This is a genomic window from Arsenicibacter sp. R0_47 (genome assembly GCF_057652235.1).
The window spans coordinates 507,273-524,197 of the sequence record NZ_JBYFCJ010000002.1 but is presented as its reverse complement, the minus strand read 5'-3'; the positions used below and the strand labels follow the sequence as shown (position 1 = coordinate 524,197).

General features: G+C 53.2%; 13 protein-coding genes. 7 read left to right on the top strand and 6 right to left on the bottom strand.

What is annotated here, in order from left to right; translation table 11 throughout:
• Positions 1-34: 34 nt before the first annotated feature.
• The 3 genes from AC23NW_RS05420 to AC23NW_RS05410 all read left to right on the top strand — a co-directional run bounded on the left by AC23NW_RS05420 (position 35) and on the right by AC23NW_RS05410 (position 5,932).
• The gene (locus AC23NW_RS05420) at positions 35-706 is read left to right on the top strand and encodes a hypothetical protein (RefSeq protein WP_487448182.1); all 672 of its coding nucleotides are present in this window, start codon (positions 35-37) and stop codon (positions 704-706) included.
• A gap of 360 nt (positions 707-1,066) precedes the next feature.
• Complete coding sequence (locus AC23NW_RS05415) at positions 1,067-4,261, top strand: SusC/RagA family TonB-linked outer membrane protein (protein ID WP_487448181.1); 3,195 nt, start codon at positions 1,067-1,069, stop codon at positions 4,259-4,261.
• Positions 4,262-4,285: 24 nt separating this feature from the next.
• On the top strand, positions 4,286-5,932 hold the full coding sequence (locus tag AC23NW_RS05410) for a RagB/SusD family nutrient uptake outer membrane protein (protein WP_293834366.1): 1,647 nt from the start codon (positions 4,286-4,288) through the stop codon (positions 5,930-5,932).
• 49 nt (positions 5,933-5,981) lie between these two features.
• Here AC23NW_RS05410 and AC23NW_RS05405 read toward each other — a convergent pair whose 3' ends face one another.
• Both AC23NW_RS05405 and AC23NW_RS05400 read right to left on the bottom strand, forming a co-directional pair.
• Positions 5,982-6,398 (bottom strand): DUF1801 domain-containing protein, encoded by a 417-nt coding sequence (locus AC23NW_RS05405; RefSeq protein ID WP_293834367.1) that lies wholly within the window; start codon positions 6,396-6,398, stop codon positions 5,982-5,984.
• A 15-nt stretch (positions 6,399-6,413) separates the two neighbouring features.
• Positions 6,414-7,682 carry an asparagine synthetase B gene (locus tag AC23NW_RS05400; protein WP_487448180.1) on the bottom strand — a complete coding sequence of 423 codons (1,269 nt, stop codon included), beginning with the start codon at positions 7,680-7,682 and terminating at the stop codon, positions 6,414-6,416.
• Positions 7,683-7,982: 300 nt separating this feature from the next.
• On the opposite strand from AC23NW_RS05400, the gene AC23NW_RS05395 reads away from it, so the two are divergent.
• A complete protein-coding gene (locus AC23NW_RS05395) occupies positions 7,983-8,534 on the top strand; it encodes a hypothetical protein (RefSeq protein ID WP_487448179.1) in 552 nt (183 codons plus the stop codon).
• Between the two features lie 65 nt (positions 8,535-8,599).
• Here the strand turns inward: AC23NW_RS05395 and AC23NW_RS05390 are convergent, their stop codons facing one another.
• Positions 8,600-9,046 (bottom strand): DUF5990 family protein, encoded by a 447-nt coding sequence (locus tag AC23NW_RS05390; RefSeq protein ID WP_487448178.1) that lies wholly within the window; start codon positions 9,044-9,046, stop codon positions 8,600-8,602.
• 314 nt (positions 9,047-9,360) lie between these two features.
• Here AC23NW_RS05390 and AC23NW_RS05385 point away from each other — a divergent pair, with 314 nt between their 5' ends.
• The 3 genes from AC23NW_RS05385 to AC23NW_RS05375 all read left to right on the top strand — a co-directional run bounded on the left by AC23NW_RS05385 (position 9,361) and on the right by AC23NW_RS05375 (position 12,833).
• Positions 9,361-9,687, top strand: coding sequence for a PadR family transcriptional regulator (locus AC23NW_RS05385; RefSeq protein WP_487448176.1), 327 nt, complete (start codon positions 9,361-9,363; stop codon positions 9,685-9,687).
• A 2-nt stretch (positions 9,688-9,689) separates the two neighbouring features.
• Entirely contained in the window at positions 9,690-12,401 is a 2,712-nt protein-coding gene (locus AC23NW_RS05380; protein ID WP_487448175.1) for an FtsX-like permease family protein, read from the top strand.
• 81 nt (positions 12,402-12,482) lie between these two features.
• Positions 12,483-12,833: a hypothetical protein gene (locus AC23NW_RS05375; RefSeq protein ID WP_487448174.1), complete on the top strand. Its 351-nt coding sequence runs from the start codon at positions 12,483-12,485 to the stop codon at positions 12,831-12,833.
• A gap of 98 nt (positions 12,834-12,931) precedes the next feature.
• Here the strand turns inward: AC23NW_RS05375 and AC23NW_RS05370 are convergent, their stop codons facing one another.
• The 3 genes from AC23NW_RS05370 to AC23NW_RS05360 form a co-directional block, all read right to left on the bottom strand.
• Positions 12,932-13,960: a glycerophosphodiester phosphodiesterase gene (locus AC23NW_RS05370; protein ID WP_487448173.1), complete on the bottom strand. Its 1,029-nt coding sequence runs from the start codon at positions 13,958-13,960 to the stop codon at positions 12,932-12,934.
• A gap of 191 nt (positions 13,961-14,151) precedes the next feature.
• Positions 14,152-15,417 carry a dipeptidase gene (locus AC23NW_RS05365; RefSeq protein WP_487448171.1) on the bottom strand — a complete coding sequence of 422 codons (1,266 nt, stop codon included), beginning with the start codon at positions 15,415-15,417 and terminating at the stop codon, positions 14,152-14,154.
• Between the two features lie 42 nt (positions 15,418-15,459).
• Positions 15,460-16,920: a SusD/RagB family nutrient-binding outer membrane lipoprotein gene (locus AC23NW_RS05360; RefSeq protein WP_487448170.1), complete on the bottom strand. Its 1,461-nt coding sequence runs from the start codon at positions 16,918-16,920 to the stop codon at positions 15,460-15,462.
• Between the last annotated feature and the right edge of the window lie 5 nt (positions 16,921-16,925).

Below are 16,925 nucleotides of genomic sequence, written 5' to 3'. Positions count from 1 at the left end.
GAGGCTGTAGCTTTATCGCCACAACAACTACACGATGAAACAACTCATAACACTTACCCTGCTGCTGCTCGCCCTGGGGTGCAAGGCCTACGGGCAGTATGTGCCGCTGGGGGCCATCTCGTCATGGACCGAGGGCTATGTCATTACAACGGCAAATGATACCATCGCCGGTCAGATCCGGATTCCGATGCTGATCAACGACGCGCCGGCCAGTGCGGTCATTAAAACGCACGACGGGCAAAAACAAACCATTAAAGCCGAAAACCTGCTGCAAATCGCCCAGCGGATTCCGGATTTTGCCTATGCGACCGGCCACATACCGCGCGAACGGCAGTACATTTTTTTCGATAAAGTCCCGAATCCGCGCCGGCATCAGAAACCAATGCTGCTCGAACGGCTGAGCCAACCCGGTAAAGTGGTCCTGTATTTCGACGCTAACGGCTGGAAAAAGACCACAGACTTAACCTTTGGCGCCCTGACAGTCACGCTCGATCATAAGGATTTCAGCTTTGTGGCGGTCAAAGACGGACAGACGGCGAGTATTCTTAAAAAAAGTAACCTAAATGAACAGATCGGCTCGCTTTTCGGAGATTGTCCTATTTTCATAAATCAGCTGACTACCAGCGAAACACCTGAGTGGAAACATCTTGACCGCATACTGGCCTTGTATAATCAGTCCTGCGTGGTCGGTACTGCTGCCCGGTAAGTGCTTTCACTGCCGGATTTTAAAAGCCTGCATCATTGGTGAATGATGCAGGCTTTTGTTTTATGAAGTATTTATAACACTATTTTAACAAAATTTTAACAGTAACACTAAACTGATTTTCAATTACTTATAATTATTTATTTCATTTTTCTACTATTTTTTTAATCATTTTTAATGTCCATCTTAATTTAATACAAACTAACCGGAGCAGGATACAATACACATAGATTATATTTTGCCAATACAATATATAGTAAAACAATATTCTACATAATAGCATTTTATCAGAATTTTGAATTGCATTTGTCGTGATATACTTTTGTTTCATATCGTACACTTTGAAACCTACTAAATCATATCATGATGAGAAATGTACTATTAAGCTTTCTCCTGTTATGCGCCGTTCTGGGCGTAGCGAGCGCGCAGGACCGGAAGATTACCGGCAAAATCACGTCTGCCGATGACAACAGCTCCGTTCCCGGCGTATCCGTCGTCGTTAAGGGAACCACAACCGGAACCATCTCCGATGTGAATGGCTCGTTTGCGCTCTCCGTACCGGCTTCCGGCGGCACCCTGGTCTTTTCGTTTATTGGTATGACCACCAAAGAGGTTCCGCTCAGCGGCAGTTCGGTATATGATGTCAAAATGGCAACGGACACGAAGCAACTGTCTGAAGTAGTGGTTACAGGGGTTGGTGTCGCGACTGACAAGCGGAAAATTGCGATTTCGGTTGAATCGATTTCGGCCAGTCAGCTGCCGCAAACGTCGCAGGCCTCTATTGATCAGGCCCTGATCGGTAAGATTCCGGGTGCGCAGATTACGAGTAAGAGCGGTACGCCCGGCGCCGACGTAAACATTCTCCTACGCGGTATTAATACCCTGAACCGTGGTACATCGCCGATGATTCTGATCGACGGTATCCAGATGGGAGCCTCCGGCCTGCAAACGGTCGATCTTAACTCCATCGAACGTGTCGAAGTAGTACAGGGTGCCGCTGCCGCAACCATCTACGGGGCGCAGGGAGCGAACGGGGTTATTCAGCTCTTCACGAAAAAAGGCAAAGCCGGTGCCCTGCGGGTTGATGTGTCATCGAGCGTCGCGCAGAATACGTATCTGAACGTGGGTGGCCTGAGCAAGGCACAATACCACGCCTTTGCGACCGATGCCAGCAACAACGTAATCGGCTCATCGGGTAAACCCATCACCTTTGACCTGGCAAACGGCGTTTATACCGAAAACGTACAATATAACTCGACCGATCCGACGGCGAAAAACGAAAAGCCCTACAACGCCAACCTGAAATACATCGACCATTTCGACTTCTTTTTCCGGCCGGCCAATACCTTCAATAACAGCGTCGTGATTTCCGGCGGTGGCCCGAAGTCAGACTTCAGCATTTCAGCCTCTAACAGCCATCAGGAAAGTAACGTGATCAATAACGGGGCATGGGAACGCAGCAACCTGACCGGCAATATCGGTATGGAACTGGCAAAGGGCCTTACCCTGCGCTCAATCACGCAGCTGGCGTATACTAAAAGCACGCTGAAAACCAGCGACCGGACAATTGTGTACGGCTTACTGAACGCCTATCCGTTTGCCGATTTTTCCCTGAAAACCACCGACGGGACAACGCCGTACAACCTGAACCAGACCATCGGTATCAACGCGTCGAACCCGCTGTATTTTCAGAATTACACCCGCAACAACGATAATAAGGTTGACATTATCCAGAACTTCAACCTGCACTACGACTTTCCGAAATTTGTGTCACTCGACGCCAAATACGGCCTGAACTACCAGACCCAGAACCGCGACCTGGAGTACCTGAACCAGTCGAACAACGCCAACATCAAGTACTGGCTGACGCAGAGCACCGCCCGCTATATTTCGAACTACAACTCGAACAACACGGGTGATCTGACGAAATACAGCAACAGCAAGATGTTCCAGAACTTTCTGGCAACGGCCACGTTCAGCTTTGACCTCCAGAAGGATTTCGGCCTGAATATTCCGCTGAAGTCCGTTACGCAGACCGCCTTTGACTGGCGGAACAGCACGATCAAGGAATACACCAGTACGGCCATGGGCCTGCCATCGGCCTATGAGCCTTATACAGCGGCCAACACCACGTCGTGGCGGGTGTACCGCGACTATAAGGAACCGTTTATTACCTACGGTTACCTCGTTAACCAGCGCTTTGAATTTGCCGACATCGCCGGTATCTCAGGCGGTTTCCGGAGCGATTATTCATCGGCCTTCGGTCGTGGTTCGAAGCCGTTTACGTTCCCGCGCGGTGATGCATACCTGCGCCTGTCGGCCCTTAATTTCTGGAAAAACAGCCCGGTCAACAACCTGCTGGCCGAAGCTAAACTGCGCGCTGCCTACGGTCAGGCCGGTATTCAGCCCAAGCCGTTTGACCGCTACGTGACGATTACGCCGACTACGGTGGGTACGAGCACGGCGTTCTACTACGCCAACGGCCAGAGTAATCCGGATCTGGGGGTAGAGGTATCGGAAGAATTCGAAGTAGGTACCGACCTCCTCTTTACGGTCTCGAAAAATACGCCGTGGGCCAACGACATCGCTTTGTCGGCAACGTACTGGGACCGGAAAACTAAAGACGCCATCTATCCGGTTGACGTAGCCCCGTCGATTGGTCTGGGTACGCTGATTGATAACGCCTTTACACTGGGTTCACGCGGTCTGCAACTGTCGTTAGGATCAACGATCTACAACGGCGGCAACCTGAAGTGGAACACAACGGTAAACCTGGGTAAGCAGACATCGGAAATCGTGTCGATCCGCGGCAACCAGGAAGTCATCATCCTGTCGAGCGCGGGTAGTACCAACTACGTGCTGAAAGCCGGTGACAAGGTCGGTCAGCTGTACGGCTACCGGATGCTGCACAGCGTTACGGATAAAGACGAAGCCGGTAACTTCTACATTCCACAGGCAGAACAGGAAAACTACACCGTGGCCAGCAACGGCTATGTGGTGAGCAAAACAACCAAGCAGCCATACATGTCGGCCGGTAAATACAGCTTCGGTGACCCGAATCCTAAGTTCAACCTGTCATTTATCAACGACCTGAGCTACAAGGGCTTCCTGACCTTCTCGATGCAGTGGGACTGGGTATACGGCAGCCACCTGTACAACCAGACCAAGGAATGGATGTACCGCGACGGTATCCACAGCGACTACACCAAACCAATCACCATCAACGGGGAAACCGGTGCCTGGACAGCCTTCTACCGCGGGGTATATGCGCAGCGGACGGCCAACGGTACGAAGGATTATTTCTACGAAGATGCCTCGTTCCTGCGCCTGCGGAATATCTCAGTCGGTCTGGACTTTGCCAAGCTGTTCAAAATTCCGGCCACCAAGAAAGTACAGCTTGTGCTGTCGGGCCGCAACCTGCTGACGTTCACGAAGTACACCGGTTTCGATCCGGAAATCAGCTCAGGTACGACCAACTCAGCCTGGGACCGTGGTACCGACCACAGCACCATGCCTAACTTCAAAACGTATCAGGCAACGCTGAACATTGGTTTCTAATTCACCCGTTAACTTCTGACTATCATGAATAAGATAAAGATACTTGTTTGCACCCTCCTCCTGAGCGGCTTCCTGACGTCATGCAAGGAAGGGCTCGACGTAAAGAACCCTAACCAGCCATCGTCGCCGGCCTTAAAGACCGAGTCCGGGCTGATGTCGTTCGGGCAGGGATTTTACATCACCGGCTTCAAGGACGTTAAATATTACGACGGCGTACCGGGTTATTTCTGGTCGGGAGCCATCGGCAACCACGAACTGATGGGCGACGTAATCGGCACCGACATTGCCAACGTCTTCATCAACCAGGTAGGCTGCCCGGATAAGGTAACCCTCGACGATGGTTCGGTCTTGACTAACCCGAACTCGCCGAGCAAACAATATGATTTTCTGCGGATTACGGCCAACGTAAACTCAACCGGGTATCAGAACTCGACCTATTACGAGTGGGCTTATATGTACAACCTCAACAATGCCGCCAACACCCTCCTCGCCAATATCGACGCAACAACCTTCACGGGTGATGCGGCTGCGAAAAAAGGCGCGTTGCAGGCATGGGCGTACTGGTGGAAAGGCTATGCCTACTCCCGGATTGGCTCGATGTACTACGCCGGGGTGGTCAACAACAAGGCCAACGGCGAGTTCCTGAACGGCACCAGCAACCAGTATGTATCGAAAGAAGATATCATTAAGGAAGCAAACCGCAATTTCGACGAGGCCGCCAAAGTGCTGGGCACCTTAACGGCCAATGCCGACTATATCGCTACCTTCCAGAGCCTGGTACCTGCCTTTAACCGGGTAGGCAAAGGCGGGGTACTGACACCAGCCATGTGGATTCACTCCATCAACACGATGAAGGCCCGGAATATTCTGGTAAACACAAAAGTGGAGGCGATGACGGCTGCCCAGTGGAACGATATTCTGACGCTGACCCAGAACGGGGTAGCCGCATCAGACTTTGTGTTCACGGGCCGCACCAACACCACCGGCGACTTCCTGGCCCCGACTACCGGTACGGTATCGGCTAAAACAGCCGGTACATCGACCTATAAAATCACCGAACGGCTGATTCAGGATTTCAAAACCGGTGACCTGCGCTTCACGAATAACTTCAAACGCCGGACATCGACCTACATCGGCGAAGTAGCCCGTGGTAACTCGTTCTTTACCCGCTGGGAGCTGATCAACCGCGGGGCGGCCGGTTCAGAAGGCAGCGCGTCGGTCATCAGCTACGCCAACCAGAACGCCGGTGGTTATGAACTATTTATGGCCAGCACCTATGACGAAAACCAGCTGATGCGGGCAGAAGCGCTGATCTATACCGGAAAAATTGAAGACGGGCTGGCCTTGATCGATGAAGTACGGAAAGCGCAGGGAGCGGGTCTGACGGCGGTAGCCGGTACGGGCTTAACCCTCGCGCAGGCCAAAGAAGAACTCCGCCGCGAACGCCGGATCGGGCTGTTGTTCCGCGCGCTTTCGTTTTACGATGCCCGCCGCTGGGGGGTGATCGAAAGCGGACGTACGGGTGCCGTTGCCCTGAGCCGGACCGGTGTCGTCAGTACCAATGCCACAATTACCTATAACTTCCTCGATTACTGGGATGTACCGGACAACGAACTGGTTTACAACCCGCCGGCATCCGGAAGTGCCCCTGTAAAGAATCCGAAAAAATAACGTAGAACACGTAAAACGCGAAAGGCCCGGTTTAGTAAGCCGGGTCTTTTTATGTTTTCAGGAGTTTCCGGAGCGCCAGTTCTTCATCAACTACCACGGCTTCGAACAGAAATGTTTTCAGCAGATCGACATTGATGTCCTGTACACTCGTGAAGTCCCGGCAATACACATGCTTCCGCCCGCCCTTCTCGAGGTAGTTCAGCTCATCGGACAGCAGATAGCCGTTTGAAAAGCCGAGGCGAACGCCCTTTTTGACTTTCCCCCACGGCACCGATGCCGGCCAGATAAAGCAAATCCGTTTCCGGCGGCTGTAAAACGGTACGTTGTACGCGATTTTTTCACGGCATCCGGGTATGCAGCTGAAAATGATGCTGCGCAGTGCATCGACAATCTGACGCTCATGATCGGGCAAATACTCCAGCAGCTCGCCGACATCCCGAACGTGAACAGGCTGTAATGGATTCATAGTGCTACGTACGGCCTAGGTTTTACGCTTCTTTTTACGGGCAGACGGGAATAAGACATTGTTCAGAATGAGCCGGTAGCCGGGCGAGTGCGGATGCAGGTTCAGGTCGGTCGGCATGCGCCAGTTGCCGCGCTGCCCCTCGGGGTCGTGGCCGCCATAGAACGCAAACTGACCGATGCCGATTTCGCCGTAGATGTAGCGGTGAGAGTTTACGCTTTCACCCATCACCAGGGCGCTGGGCTTCACCGTGCTCTTTTTAAACGAAGAGGTCTGGCCGTGGAACTCCTTGATTACCGACTCATGGTTCTGGGTCAGCATCGCCGGAATAACGTCCCACTTGGCCGAAAAATCGAACAGGGTAAAAAACGTACCCGACTGGTCATACCCGCCAAAACGACCGGACGAGGCATTAATATCGGAAAATGACATACCCCGGTAGCCGCCGCTGAGGTCGAGGGTGAAGTTGTAGAAGGCCACGGTTTTGTTGAAATCAAGTTTCAGCTGCGCGTCGCCGTCAACGCCGTCACCGTCGTACTGGCTATCGACAATGTCGATGCCTTCGGCGGCCAGGGCAATGTCGAACGTTTCGGCGCCCGAACACATGGCAAACAGGTAGTGGCCGCTAGCGCAGAAATCCTTGATCGTTTTGGCCACAGCCAGCTTCATGTGCGAGACTTTTTTGTAGCCCATACGGCGGGTAATGTCTTCCTGCACCCGGATATCTTCGCTCGACATCCGCTGCATATTCCGGCCAAACTGCCCCGTAAAATCTTCGTGGTGCAGGTGCAGCCAGTCGTACTTCATCAGTTCGCCTTTCAGGATTTCTTCGTCGTACACGACCTCATACGGAATTTCGGCGTAATTGAGGGCTACCAGCACGGCATCAGTGTTTTCGAACTCCGACGGGCTGACCTTCACCGGCGAGTACACCGCGATTTTAGCCGCTTTCAGGAGCTTTACGGCGTCCATGTTGACGTCGGGATTTGCAATCTGCTGTAGAATACCGGCGGCCCGTGAATCGGACAGCGTTTCGAAGGATACCCCCCGCACCCGGCATTCGGTTTCGACGGAGGGGTGACTTTTGATCAGAAAGCTACCGCCACGGTAATTGAGCAGCCATTCGACCTCCATTCCGTCCTTGAGGGTTTTATAGGCGATGCCGTAGGCTTTCAGGTGGTTGGCCTGTTTCTCATCCATCGGAATCAGAATGGACGCCGCCCGACACACCCCCACACTCAAACATACGACCAGTAACAGCAAGCGTCTCACGTTGACCGAATCCATGATTTCCTCCGTTTATATGCCTAAAATACAGTTAATTCCCTGCATTCCAAAGCCCGGACAGCGGCATGGTTACTTGTTACCGGCAAAAGTTATTAAGCGTACCGGCTCGCGGAGGACAGGGGGTAAGCAGGTTCGCCCGGTAATGTTACATATCCGGAATAGCAGAGCCCTCCCCGAGGGTTTTGACCCCTCGGGGAGATTGGCTTCCCCACCTATGGCTGATTGACAGAAAAGTTTTATTTTCGGGTCAGCTATTGCTGCGTCAGATTTATACGTTCAGGTTCAAAACACCATCCCGCTATGTACAAGCGTCTCCTGTGCCTGAGCGCTTTTGCTCTCCTTTCCGGTCAGGAGTCAAACGCTCAGAACAATATCCTGAAACCGTCCACTGACCCTGTATTTCTGACGTTCTTCAAAGACTTCGTAAAAGCAAACACTGGATCCGGAAGCAGTAAACGGGGCGTGCCGGCATTGGTCATTATCAAACACACCGATACCCGCAGTGACGTGGGGATAACGATGCTTGCGGTGTTATCCGAATTTGAAAACAGAAAGCCATCCGGATATACATACATTGATAACAGGCTTACGCTACTATACGACGGGACGCAGCATATTTTCCCGAAGGACACCAGTTATATCGCTAAGCTCAGAATACTTGTCAAAGAAGACTTGTGTGATGACATGAAACCTTTACCGAAACTGAGCGATAGTATAGGACGCGAGATACCTATCGATTCTGAATGCTATTTCAAATTTGATCCACTGGAGTGGCGCCTTACCTTCAGAGACGGGCAATTAATTGCCAAAGAACCCCTGAAAACCTGGCTGTTTGATTTAATTAAAGATTGATATTCTCCACCTTCCCAAGTGGTTGAACCCGCAGACAGGCTCCGGGCGGCCCTATCCCGGGAAGGCTAAATACCTTCGGAAAGCCCGCTTCTAAACCAGCCGCCGAATGGCTTCACAGTGGCAAAGACAGGTTTTCCGCCCGCAGTGCTGCCCGGTACGGTGCAGGACCAGCTACAGGCACTGTCATCAGTTAACGCGTCCAGGAAGTCTGCCTCAAAAAGGGGGACTTTCAGGCGGCCACTCCACAAGGATCCGACCTGTCCGGCAGAGCTGCCTATGCTGATGTAGACGAAACGGCCACCGACTGGCCCCTGCACAAACGGCCCGCCAAGAGATATACCCGGACCATTTGCCTGCTTTGCCTGAACGGCAAACGCAAAGGTCAACGCCTGTCCGTTGCCGGATTGTGTCTGCACAATACTGTAGCCTGACCCTTTCCCTTTTTGCAACCCATACCACAACCCGTCAACCGGATTCTGTAGCACTATGGTTAGCTTAATTTCTTTTGACATCGGAACGAATTGTAGATTAAACCTGGCAGATACCGTTCTGCCGGCTTTACATTCGGCCGGTTTTCGGCACGCACGGGTAAGTTATCATTTAAATTTCACTCTACCTCCCTCCCCGAGGGTTTCTGACCTTCCTGGAAGTTCTAAACTTCCAGGAAGGTCAGAAACCCTGTCCGCATCAGTACAAATCCTGTCCGTTTCTGGACATCGCTACGCTGCCCCGACTTGCAAAAACTCACTTGCACGGCCCGAAACCGACTTTTTGCGAAACTGGCAAGACATTTGTTTAGCAAATAATAAGGAAATACGTTTTTACTATGGGACGATCGTATCTGGGGGAGTTTGAAGAACTCGTCCTGCTGGCCGTGGCAGTACTCGACGGCAATGCCTACGGGGTGGCGATTGCCGATGAGCTGAAACAACGTACCGACCGGGCAATCAACCTGAGCGGCATTCACGTGGCGCTCTACCGGCTGGAAGAAAAGGGGCTGGTGGTCTCCGAACTCGGCGGTGCTACCGCCGAACGGGGCGGACGCCGGAAACGGCTGTTCTCCATCACACCGCTGGGTAGCAAAACCCTCAACGACATGCGCGCTGTACGTAACCAGCTCTGGGATGCCATTCCCAGACCCTCTTTTCTGTAATCATGGACCGCAACAACCTGTCCCCTGCCCCACCCGCCTGGGCCGACCGGCTCTTCGGCTGGATTTGCCCGCCTGAGCTGCACGAAGAATTGCAGGGCGACCTCCACGAACAGTTCGCGGCCGATGTCAGGGCGTTTGGCCCGACCCGCGCCCGGCGTTTGTACGTCCGCCAGGTCCTGACCTTTTACCGACCCTATTTCCTGAAACGGCGCACCGCCTCAAGCCAGACCTATCCGGCCCTGAACGACCCGTTTCCACCTGTTAACCAACCTTCTTTTCTGCGTATCGACATGCTCCGGAATTACTTTAAAATCGCCCTTCGCACGCTCTGGAAAAGCAAAGGCTACACGGCTATCAACGTGTCAGGTCTGGCTGTTGCCTTCTGCGTCTGCACATTTCTGTTCATGACCGTCTACCGGCAGCTTACCTTCGACTCGTTTCATACCGACGGCGACCGCATTTTCCAGACCTACTTTTTCTCCGGTTCACCGCAAAGCTCCGCCCGCTCGGGTATTATGCCGTTGCCGCTGGGACCCGCCCTCAAAACCAGCTTCCCGGAGCTGGAAGGCGTAACCCGCCTGCGGATCGGCACCAAAAGCCTCGTGTCGCACAACGACAAGTATTTTGACAAGCACATTGCCCTGACCGATCCGGATTTCCTGCGCATCTTTTCGTTTCCGCTCGTTAAAGGCAACCGGCAGCAGGCCCTGCAAAACCTGAGCGGGATTGTCATCAGCGAAAGCATGGCCAGAACCATTTTCGGTGAACAGGACCCGATGGGCAAACAACTCCGGCTCGGGCAGCTTACGGAACAACGAAACTACATGGTCACCGGTGTAATGGCCGACCTGCCCGACAATTCGTCGATCCACTGCGATGCGCTGATCCGGGTGGAGAGCACCGACAATTACCGGCAGGACATGAAAAACTGGGACGGTAATTCGTATAGCGTTTACCTCAAAACACCGGCAACACTCGATCAGGCGACGCTCGAAAGCCGGTTGCGGTCATTTACCAACACTCAGTTTGCCCGCACCATCGCCGACCTGAAAAAAGAAGGCGCCAAACCCGACGAACGGGGCGACCTGTTTGCGATCCGGCTGCAAAAACTGAAGAATGTCCATTTTGACCGCGACATCACGGCTGGCAAAGGCGCACCGGTTGCCCTGGTCTACGCGCTGTCCGGTCTGGCCGTTTTTATCCTGCTGATTGCCTGTATTAACTTCATCAACCTGACCATTGCACGCTCGTTCACCCGTGCGCGTGAGCTGGGAGTGCGCAAATCGCTGGGCGCCTTACGGCATCAGTTGTTTATACAGATCTGGGGCGAAGCCCTGGTCGTTTGCCTGTCCGGCTTTTTACTCGGCACCGGTCTGGCTTACAGCCTCATCAGCTCCTTCAACGCCTTTTTTGACGCCCGCATCGACCTGTCGTATTTACAGAAGCCGGGCTTTATCGGCCTGATGGCGGTCATCTTTCTCGTCGTTTCGCTGCTGGCAGGCGGTTACCCGGCATGGCGTATGACAACGCTGCGGACGGTTGATGTGCTGAAGGGCAAAATTTCGTTCAAACGCCCGGGCATCCTCCGCAATTCCCTGATCATTACCCAGTTTACCATTTCCTGTCTGCTGATCTGCTGTACGGTAGTGGCCATCCAGCAGATTGATTTCCTCCGTGAACGGCCGCTTGGCTTCTCCAGAGAGCAGGTCATCAGCATTCCGGTTGGTACCCGGACCAACGGCCGGATGATGCTGCAGCGGTTCCGCGATCACTTTGCGCAGGACCCTGCGATTGTCTCCATCACCGGCAGCAGCGTGAACCTCGGCCGTGGCAAAGACCGTGTGACCTCGCGCAGCATGACCGGTATGGCTTACAAAGGCAAAAACATTACAACAGACTGGTTGCTGGTTGATTACGACTACCTGAAAACGCTGAACATCAAACTCCTGTCCGGCCGCGAATTTGACCCGACTTACGCTACCGACTCCGTCAACCGCGTGATTATTTCGGAAAGTATGGCGAAGGAAATGGGTGTTAAAAATCCGGTCGGCCTGTTTTTCGGCTCTGACACCAGCGGCACCCGCTCGCAGATTATCGGCATGGTGGCGGACTTCCACCTGTATGCGCCGACCGGTAAAGTCGCGCCGGTGACCATGCACCTCTCGCACCGTGAGCCGATCAGCTATCTGTTTGTCCGGGTAAACACGCCGAACCCGACGGCCGCCATGACCAAACTACAGGCTTACTGGCAGACGGTTGCGCCTCAGGCTGAATTCATGGCCTCGTTTCTCGACGAAAACGTGGATGCCTGGTTCCAGAATGAGCAGACGATGTCGCGGCTGTTCAGCATTGCCTCGGGCATTGCGATTTTCCTGTCCTGTCTGGGTTTGTTTGCCGTTGCCTTGCTGGCTATTGAACAACGCACAAAGGAGATCGGTGTCCGGAAAGTGATGGGTGCCAGCGCAGCCAGCATTGTGGTGCTGCTCTCGCGGGATTTCGTTAAACTGGTCGTCATCGCACTGGCCATTGCCCTGCCGCTGGCCTGGTTCGGCATGCAGCAGTGGCTCAACAACTATCCGTACCGGGTCAGCATCAGTATCGGGGCCTTTATACTGGTGGCTGCCGGGGCCATTCTGGTTGCCATCGGTACGGTTAGTTACCAGACTATCAAAGCCGCGCTGATGAATCCGGTGAAGAGTTTAAAAACGGAGTAGTTTTAGCTTCCAGGAAGTTCTAAACTTCCTGGAAGGTATAGGAAGGTATATATTAATCTAATAACAACAAATCTACTGACAATGAACCGATTACTAACCGGCGGTCTGCTGCTCCTGCTCTGGGTAGGGCACCCGCAACCAACACGCGCCGATTCGATGCGGACCAGCATTACTGAAGACGGAACATTCATGACGATCACCCTCGACGGCTATGTCGATGACAAACCGGTACATTACTCCCATACGGCCGATGTGGCGGGCAAGTACCTGCTTCAGAAAGAACTGATTGTGTACAGCACCTTCAAACACGTTGGCAGAACGCCGCCGCTTCACATGATATCGGGACTCATCACGACCGGCCTCGGACTCTTCGGGGCTTTCGTCACCGCGGCCGTACTGTTTTTGCGGCGAAAGAAAATAAGACTGGTATAGTAGCTGCGCCGGATTTCAAATCCGGAACAGCAAAAACTTACCTCCTGATCGAATCTTCCAGGAAGTTTTGAACTTCCTGGAAGATTCGATCACAACCCTTACTTCACCTTCGTCAGCAGGGTCTCCGGCTCGTCGGTTGTGATAAAATCAACGTTTTTACCCAGCAGCCAGTCCATCATGGCCGGATCGTTGACGGTCCAGGCGTTGATGGTCAGCTTTTTCTGCTGCGCTTCGTCGATCCAGTTTTCGTTTTTCTTCAGGATACTAAAGTGGTAATCAAGGCCGAAAAGCTTGTCGGCAGCCAGTAATTCGGGCGCCTTGTCGCCGGTCAGGTAAGCAACTTTGGCGTATGGATCCAGCTCCTTAATGCGTTTGCAGACATCATAGTCAAAGCTGATGTAATCGACCCAACCCTGTGCCTGGTGCGCTTTTACCATCTTCACGATCTTGTTAGTCAGCGCCAGCGACCGCTCTTTACCGAGCTGCGATGCCTTGATTTCCAGAATGAGCCGTGTTTTATTCTGCGTTGTACCGGCATCCAGATAAGTACCGAGTGTCGGCATAGTTTCGCCGTTGGCCAGCTTCAGGGCGGTGAGTTCTGCCGTCGGCGTTTTCTCAATCTGGACACCTTGATGGGCGTGGTCGTGGCTGATAATCAGGCCTGAATCAGCTGACATGTGGACATCGAACTCACTGCCCATACACCCCAATTTAATGGCCTGTTGCAGCGAGCCGATTGAGTTCTGCGACGCACCGGTATGCTTCCATGCGCCACGGTGGGCAATAACTTTGTTCTTCAGAAACTGATCATTCACGATCCGGAACGACTCCGACACCTTGCCTTCGGGCGTCTGTCCCTTAATTTCCACGGCATACGACACCGCATTGGCATCGGCTTTGCCGGGACGCAGCACCAGCCGCTGCTGCCCATCGATCATAAACCGGCGGGCGTCCGGGCCTTTCAGTGAAAGCTTCTGCGGGGCAGCACCGTTTTTCGTCACAATGGTTCCAACCACCGGCTGATCACCGGCAACCGTATAATTTGTCAATAAAAGTTGCTGGGCGTGGGTCAGTGATGCCGGCAGCATCAGTCCCGAAAGAATTCCAAGGGCAAAGCGTTTTTTCATAGTGAGTCAGGAGGCCGCGGCCATCTGTCTGTTGATCTGGTATAAAAGCGGATTGATTGCCCAAATCTCCTGCTTTGCGGCCAAACTACATAATTAAGAAATCGTGAAGGTAAATATCAAAAACAAAAACGCCCTGACAATGACTGGCCCAAAACAATCATTATCAGGACGTTTGTATGCTAAGGACTCGCTCAGCGCAAGGCGACTTCTTTCGCCGGTGCCTTTGCCTTATCAACGGCTTTCATCACGCGGAAGAAGTTACCGCTCCAGATTTTTTCGATGTCTTTCTTCGAATACCCTCGTCGGACCAGCTCAACCGTCATGTTTTCGTACTGACTCACATCGAAGCAGTCGGCGAGCGCACCGCCGCCGTCAAAATCAGCGCCCATGCCTACATGATCGATGCCGATCAGCTTTACAATATGGTCAATGTGGTCAATAGCATCCTTGACAGTTGCCAGTTGGACAGGGTATTTTTTGTTGATATCCGCAAAGTCGGCACGTGCTTTTTTCTGCTCTTCGTCCGGTAGCGAGGCCATGCCCATCCGGCTTTTCAGCCCGTATTTCGCCATGAGCGCATCCATCGCCGCCGTCCGCTCCGGATTGGCAGGGATGGTTTTCACATAGTCGCTCAGCAGGTTCAGCTGTACTACCCCGCCGTTTTTGGCCAGTGCCTTCAGCATGTCGTCGGTCAGGTTACGCGGGTGGTTACAGATAGCCCGCGCCCCTGAATGCGACGCAATGACGGGCACTTTCGATAACCGGATAACGTCATAAAACGTAGAATCTGACACGTGCGAGACGTCGACCATCATGCCCAGCCGGTTCATTTCGCCCACGACCTGTTCCCCTAGCGGACTCAGCCCCTGATACTCGGCCCCTTTCGGGTCGGTCGACGAGTCACAGATGTCGTTGTTGCTCGAATGGCAGAGCGTCATGTAGCGCGCTCCACGATCATAAAACGTTTTCAGTAACGACAAGTCATGACCCATAGGATAGCCGTTTTCGACACCAATGTAAATCACGCGCTTACCGGTTTTACCGATGCGGTAACCCGCTTCGGGCGTTGTTGCCAGTTCGGCTTCCGACGCCGTGGCTTTCAGCGTATTGTCGATGGCATCAAAAATACCCAGCGCTTTTTTCTTCGCTGCCTCGTGGCCTTCGGGTGTGCGGGGTCCCTGCCCCAGATACACCGCCCAGAAAATGGCATCGAGGCCGCCACGGCGCATACGCGGATAGTCGACCTTACTGTTGGACGTACGGGCATCGTTGTCTTTCGTTACATCGAAACCGCCGCGCGACAGCAGCATCGGCGTATCCGCGTGCGTATCGACCGTAAATGCCTTTTCGTGAATCTTGTGCGCCTTTTTGAGCAGGGTCGCGTCATCCTGCGCCAGAACCGGCAACTGACCAGCCGCCAGACACGCCAGCAGCGTTGAATAAATATTTTTTTTCATAATAGTATGTATGGGCGACCCCATGAGGTCGCCCATACGGGTTTATCTGGCAAACCAGAGTTTCGACTTCATATCGTTGGCAATGGCCTGTTTCGTCAGCGCTTCCTTAAAGTTCGTAAAATTCAGCGATTCTTCGGAGCCCGGATAGGGTAAACGGGTCGGAATAATACCCGCGTTTACGTTAATCACCGACGGTTTCAAGGCCGGAATACCAGTCCGGCGGTACTCGGTCCAGGCTTCTACCCCCTGACCGAACAAGGCTATCCACTTCTGTTCCATGATCTGCGTGTATCCGTCAGTACCGTTTTTCAGGGCGTTGGCCGTCAGGTAAGCCGGTGATACCGTCAGCTTGTACTGGCTGTGTGAAGCCGTGATCCCGCCGGTGTAGCTGGTCGCCGCATCGCCCGCTGCGGTGAAGCCCTTGTAAGCCAGTTCGGCTTTGATAAACAACAGCTCGGCATAGCTGATGATCACGCCCGGCGCAGTGGCCGACACGAAATACGCCCCGACTTTTGAGGTTTTCGACAGGCCAAGCGCATTTGCATCTGCGTTTGAGAGGCCGTTCGGTACGCCTTTGTAATCGCCGCCATCGGCTGGTTTATCGGCATATACTGCCAGACGGGCGTCGCTCAGCGCCTGTAAACGGGTTACCAGCGTTGCGCTCACGCGGTGGTCATCGCGCGTTTTGCGGTTCTGATTGATCGGGTTGTTGTTGTTAGTCGCATCCAGGTAATTCAGCTGGATATTATCCGTGTTCGACGTCAGAACCGGATATTTAGCAGGATCAGCCAGAATCCGGTTGATCTCGGCCTTCACGTCAAATCCGGCGTCCGTCTTCGTCGCAATCCGGTTCAGCAGCCGCAGACTCAGCGTATTGGCAAACTTCTTCCAGCGCGTCAGGTCGTTGCCCAGCAGGATATCGCCCGCAATCGCTTTGGTTTTATCCGTTACGTCGATCATGTCATTGGCGGCCTTCAGCTCCTTGAGGATTCCTGCATACACCTCTTTCTGGGTATCGTATTTCGGCTGCACAATCCCTTCGATACCCTGAATCGACTGTGTATACGGAATATCGCCGTAAATATCGGTCAGCAGCGAAAACACCCACGAGCGCATGATCATGGCCACCGCCTGATAGTTCGGGCTCTTGTTGTCGGCCGCAAGCTTGTAGATCCGCTGATAATCCGCCAGGGCCTCCACATAAAATGTCTGCCAGGCTCCGCTGTAGATATCGCTCGTGATCGTATACTGATCGACATCGGTATACTGAATCCGGGCCCAGTACTGCGAAATCAGATCTCCGATATCCATCCCCAGTGAACCACCCCAGTAGGCATCCACGGCGCTCTGAATACCATGCGGCAGAAACAGGTCGGCGGTAGCCGTCGACGGCGCATTCGGGTTGGTGTTGATCTGATCAAAATCGCCCGTACAGGCCGAGGCGGCCAACAAACCGGCAACGACCAATGCTTTATAGCGGAATGAAGCTAAAATACGTTTCATAGGGA

Bases quoted from the DNA above. Each gene is read 5' to 3' on its own strand.
- AC23NW_RS05420 (WP_487448182.1), top strand. From the start codon at position 35: ATGAAACAACTCATAACACTTACCCTGCTGCTGCTCGCCCTGGGGTGC.
- AC23NW_RS05415 (WP_487448181.1), top strand. From the start codon at position 1,067: ATGATGAGAAATGTACTATTAAGCTTTCTCCTGTTATGCGCCGTTCTG.
- AC23NW_RS05410 (WP_293834366.1), top strand. From the start codon at position 4,286: ATGAATAAGATAAAGATACTTGTTTGCACCCTCCTCCTGAGCGGCTTC.
- AC23NW_RS05405 (WP_293834367.1), bottom strand. From the start codon at position 6,398: ATGAATCCATTACAGCCTGTTCACGTTCGGGATGTCGGCGAGCTGCTG.
- AC23NW_RS05400 (WP_487448180.1), bottom strand. From the start codon at position 7,682: ATGGATTCGGTCAACGTGAGACGCTTGCTGTTACTGGTCGTATGTTTG.
- AC23NW_RS05395 (WP_487448179.1), top strand. From the start codon at position 7,983: ATGTACAAGCGTCTCCTGTGCCTGAGCGCTTTTGCTCTCCTTTCCGGT.
- AC23NW_RS05390 (WP_487448178.1), bottom strand. From the start codon at position 9,046: ATGTCAAAAGAAATTAAGCTAACCATAGTGCTACAGAATCCGGTTGAC.
- AC23NW_RS05385 (WP_487448176.1), top strand. From the start codon at position 9,361: ATGGGACGATCGTATCTGGGGGAGTTTGAAGAACTCGTCCTGCTGGCC.
- AC23NW_RS05380 (WP_487448175.1), top strand. From the start codon at position 9,690: ATGGACCGCAACAACCTGTCCCCTGCCCCACCCGCCTGGGCCGACCGG.
- AC23NW_RS05375 (WP_487448174.1), top strand. From the start codon at position 12,483: ATGAACCGATTACTAACCGGCGGTCTGCTGCTCCTGCTCTGGGTAGGG.
- AC23NW_RS05370 (WP_487448173.1), bottom strand. From the start codon at position 13,960: ATGAAAAAACGCTTTGCCCTTGGAATTCTTTCGGGACTGATGCTGCCG.
- AC23NW_RS05365 (WP_487448171.1), bottom strand. From the start codon at position 15,417: ATGAAAAAAAATATTTATTCAACGCTGCTGGCGTGTCTGGCGGCTGGT.
- AC23NW_RS05360 (WP_487448170.1), bottom strand. From the start codon at position 16,920: ATGAAACGTATTTTAGCTTCATTCCGCTATAAAGCATTGGTCGTTGCC.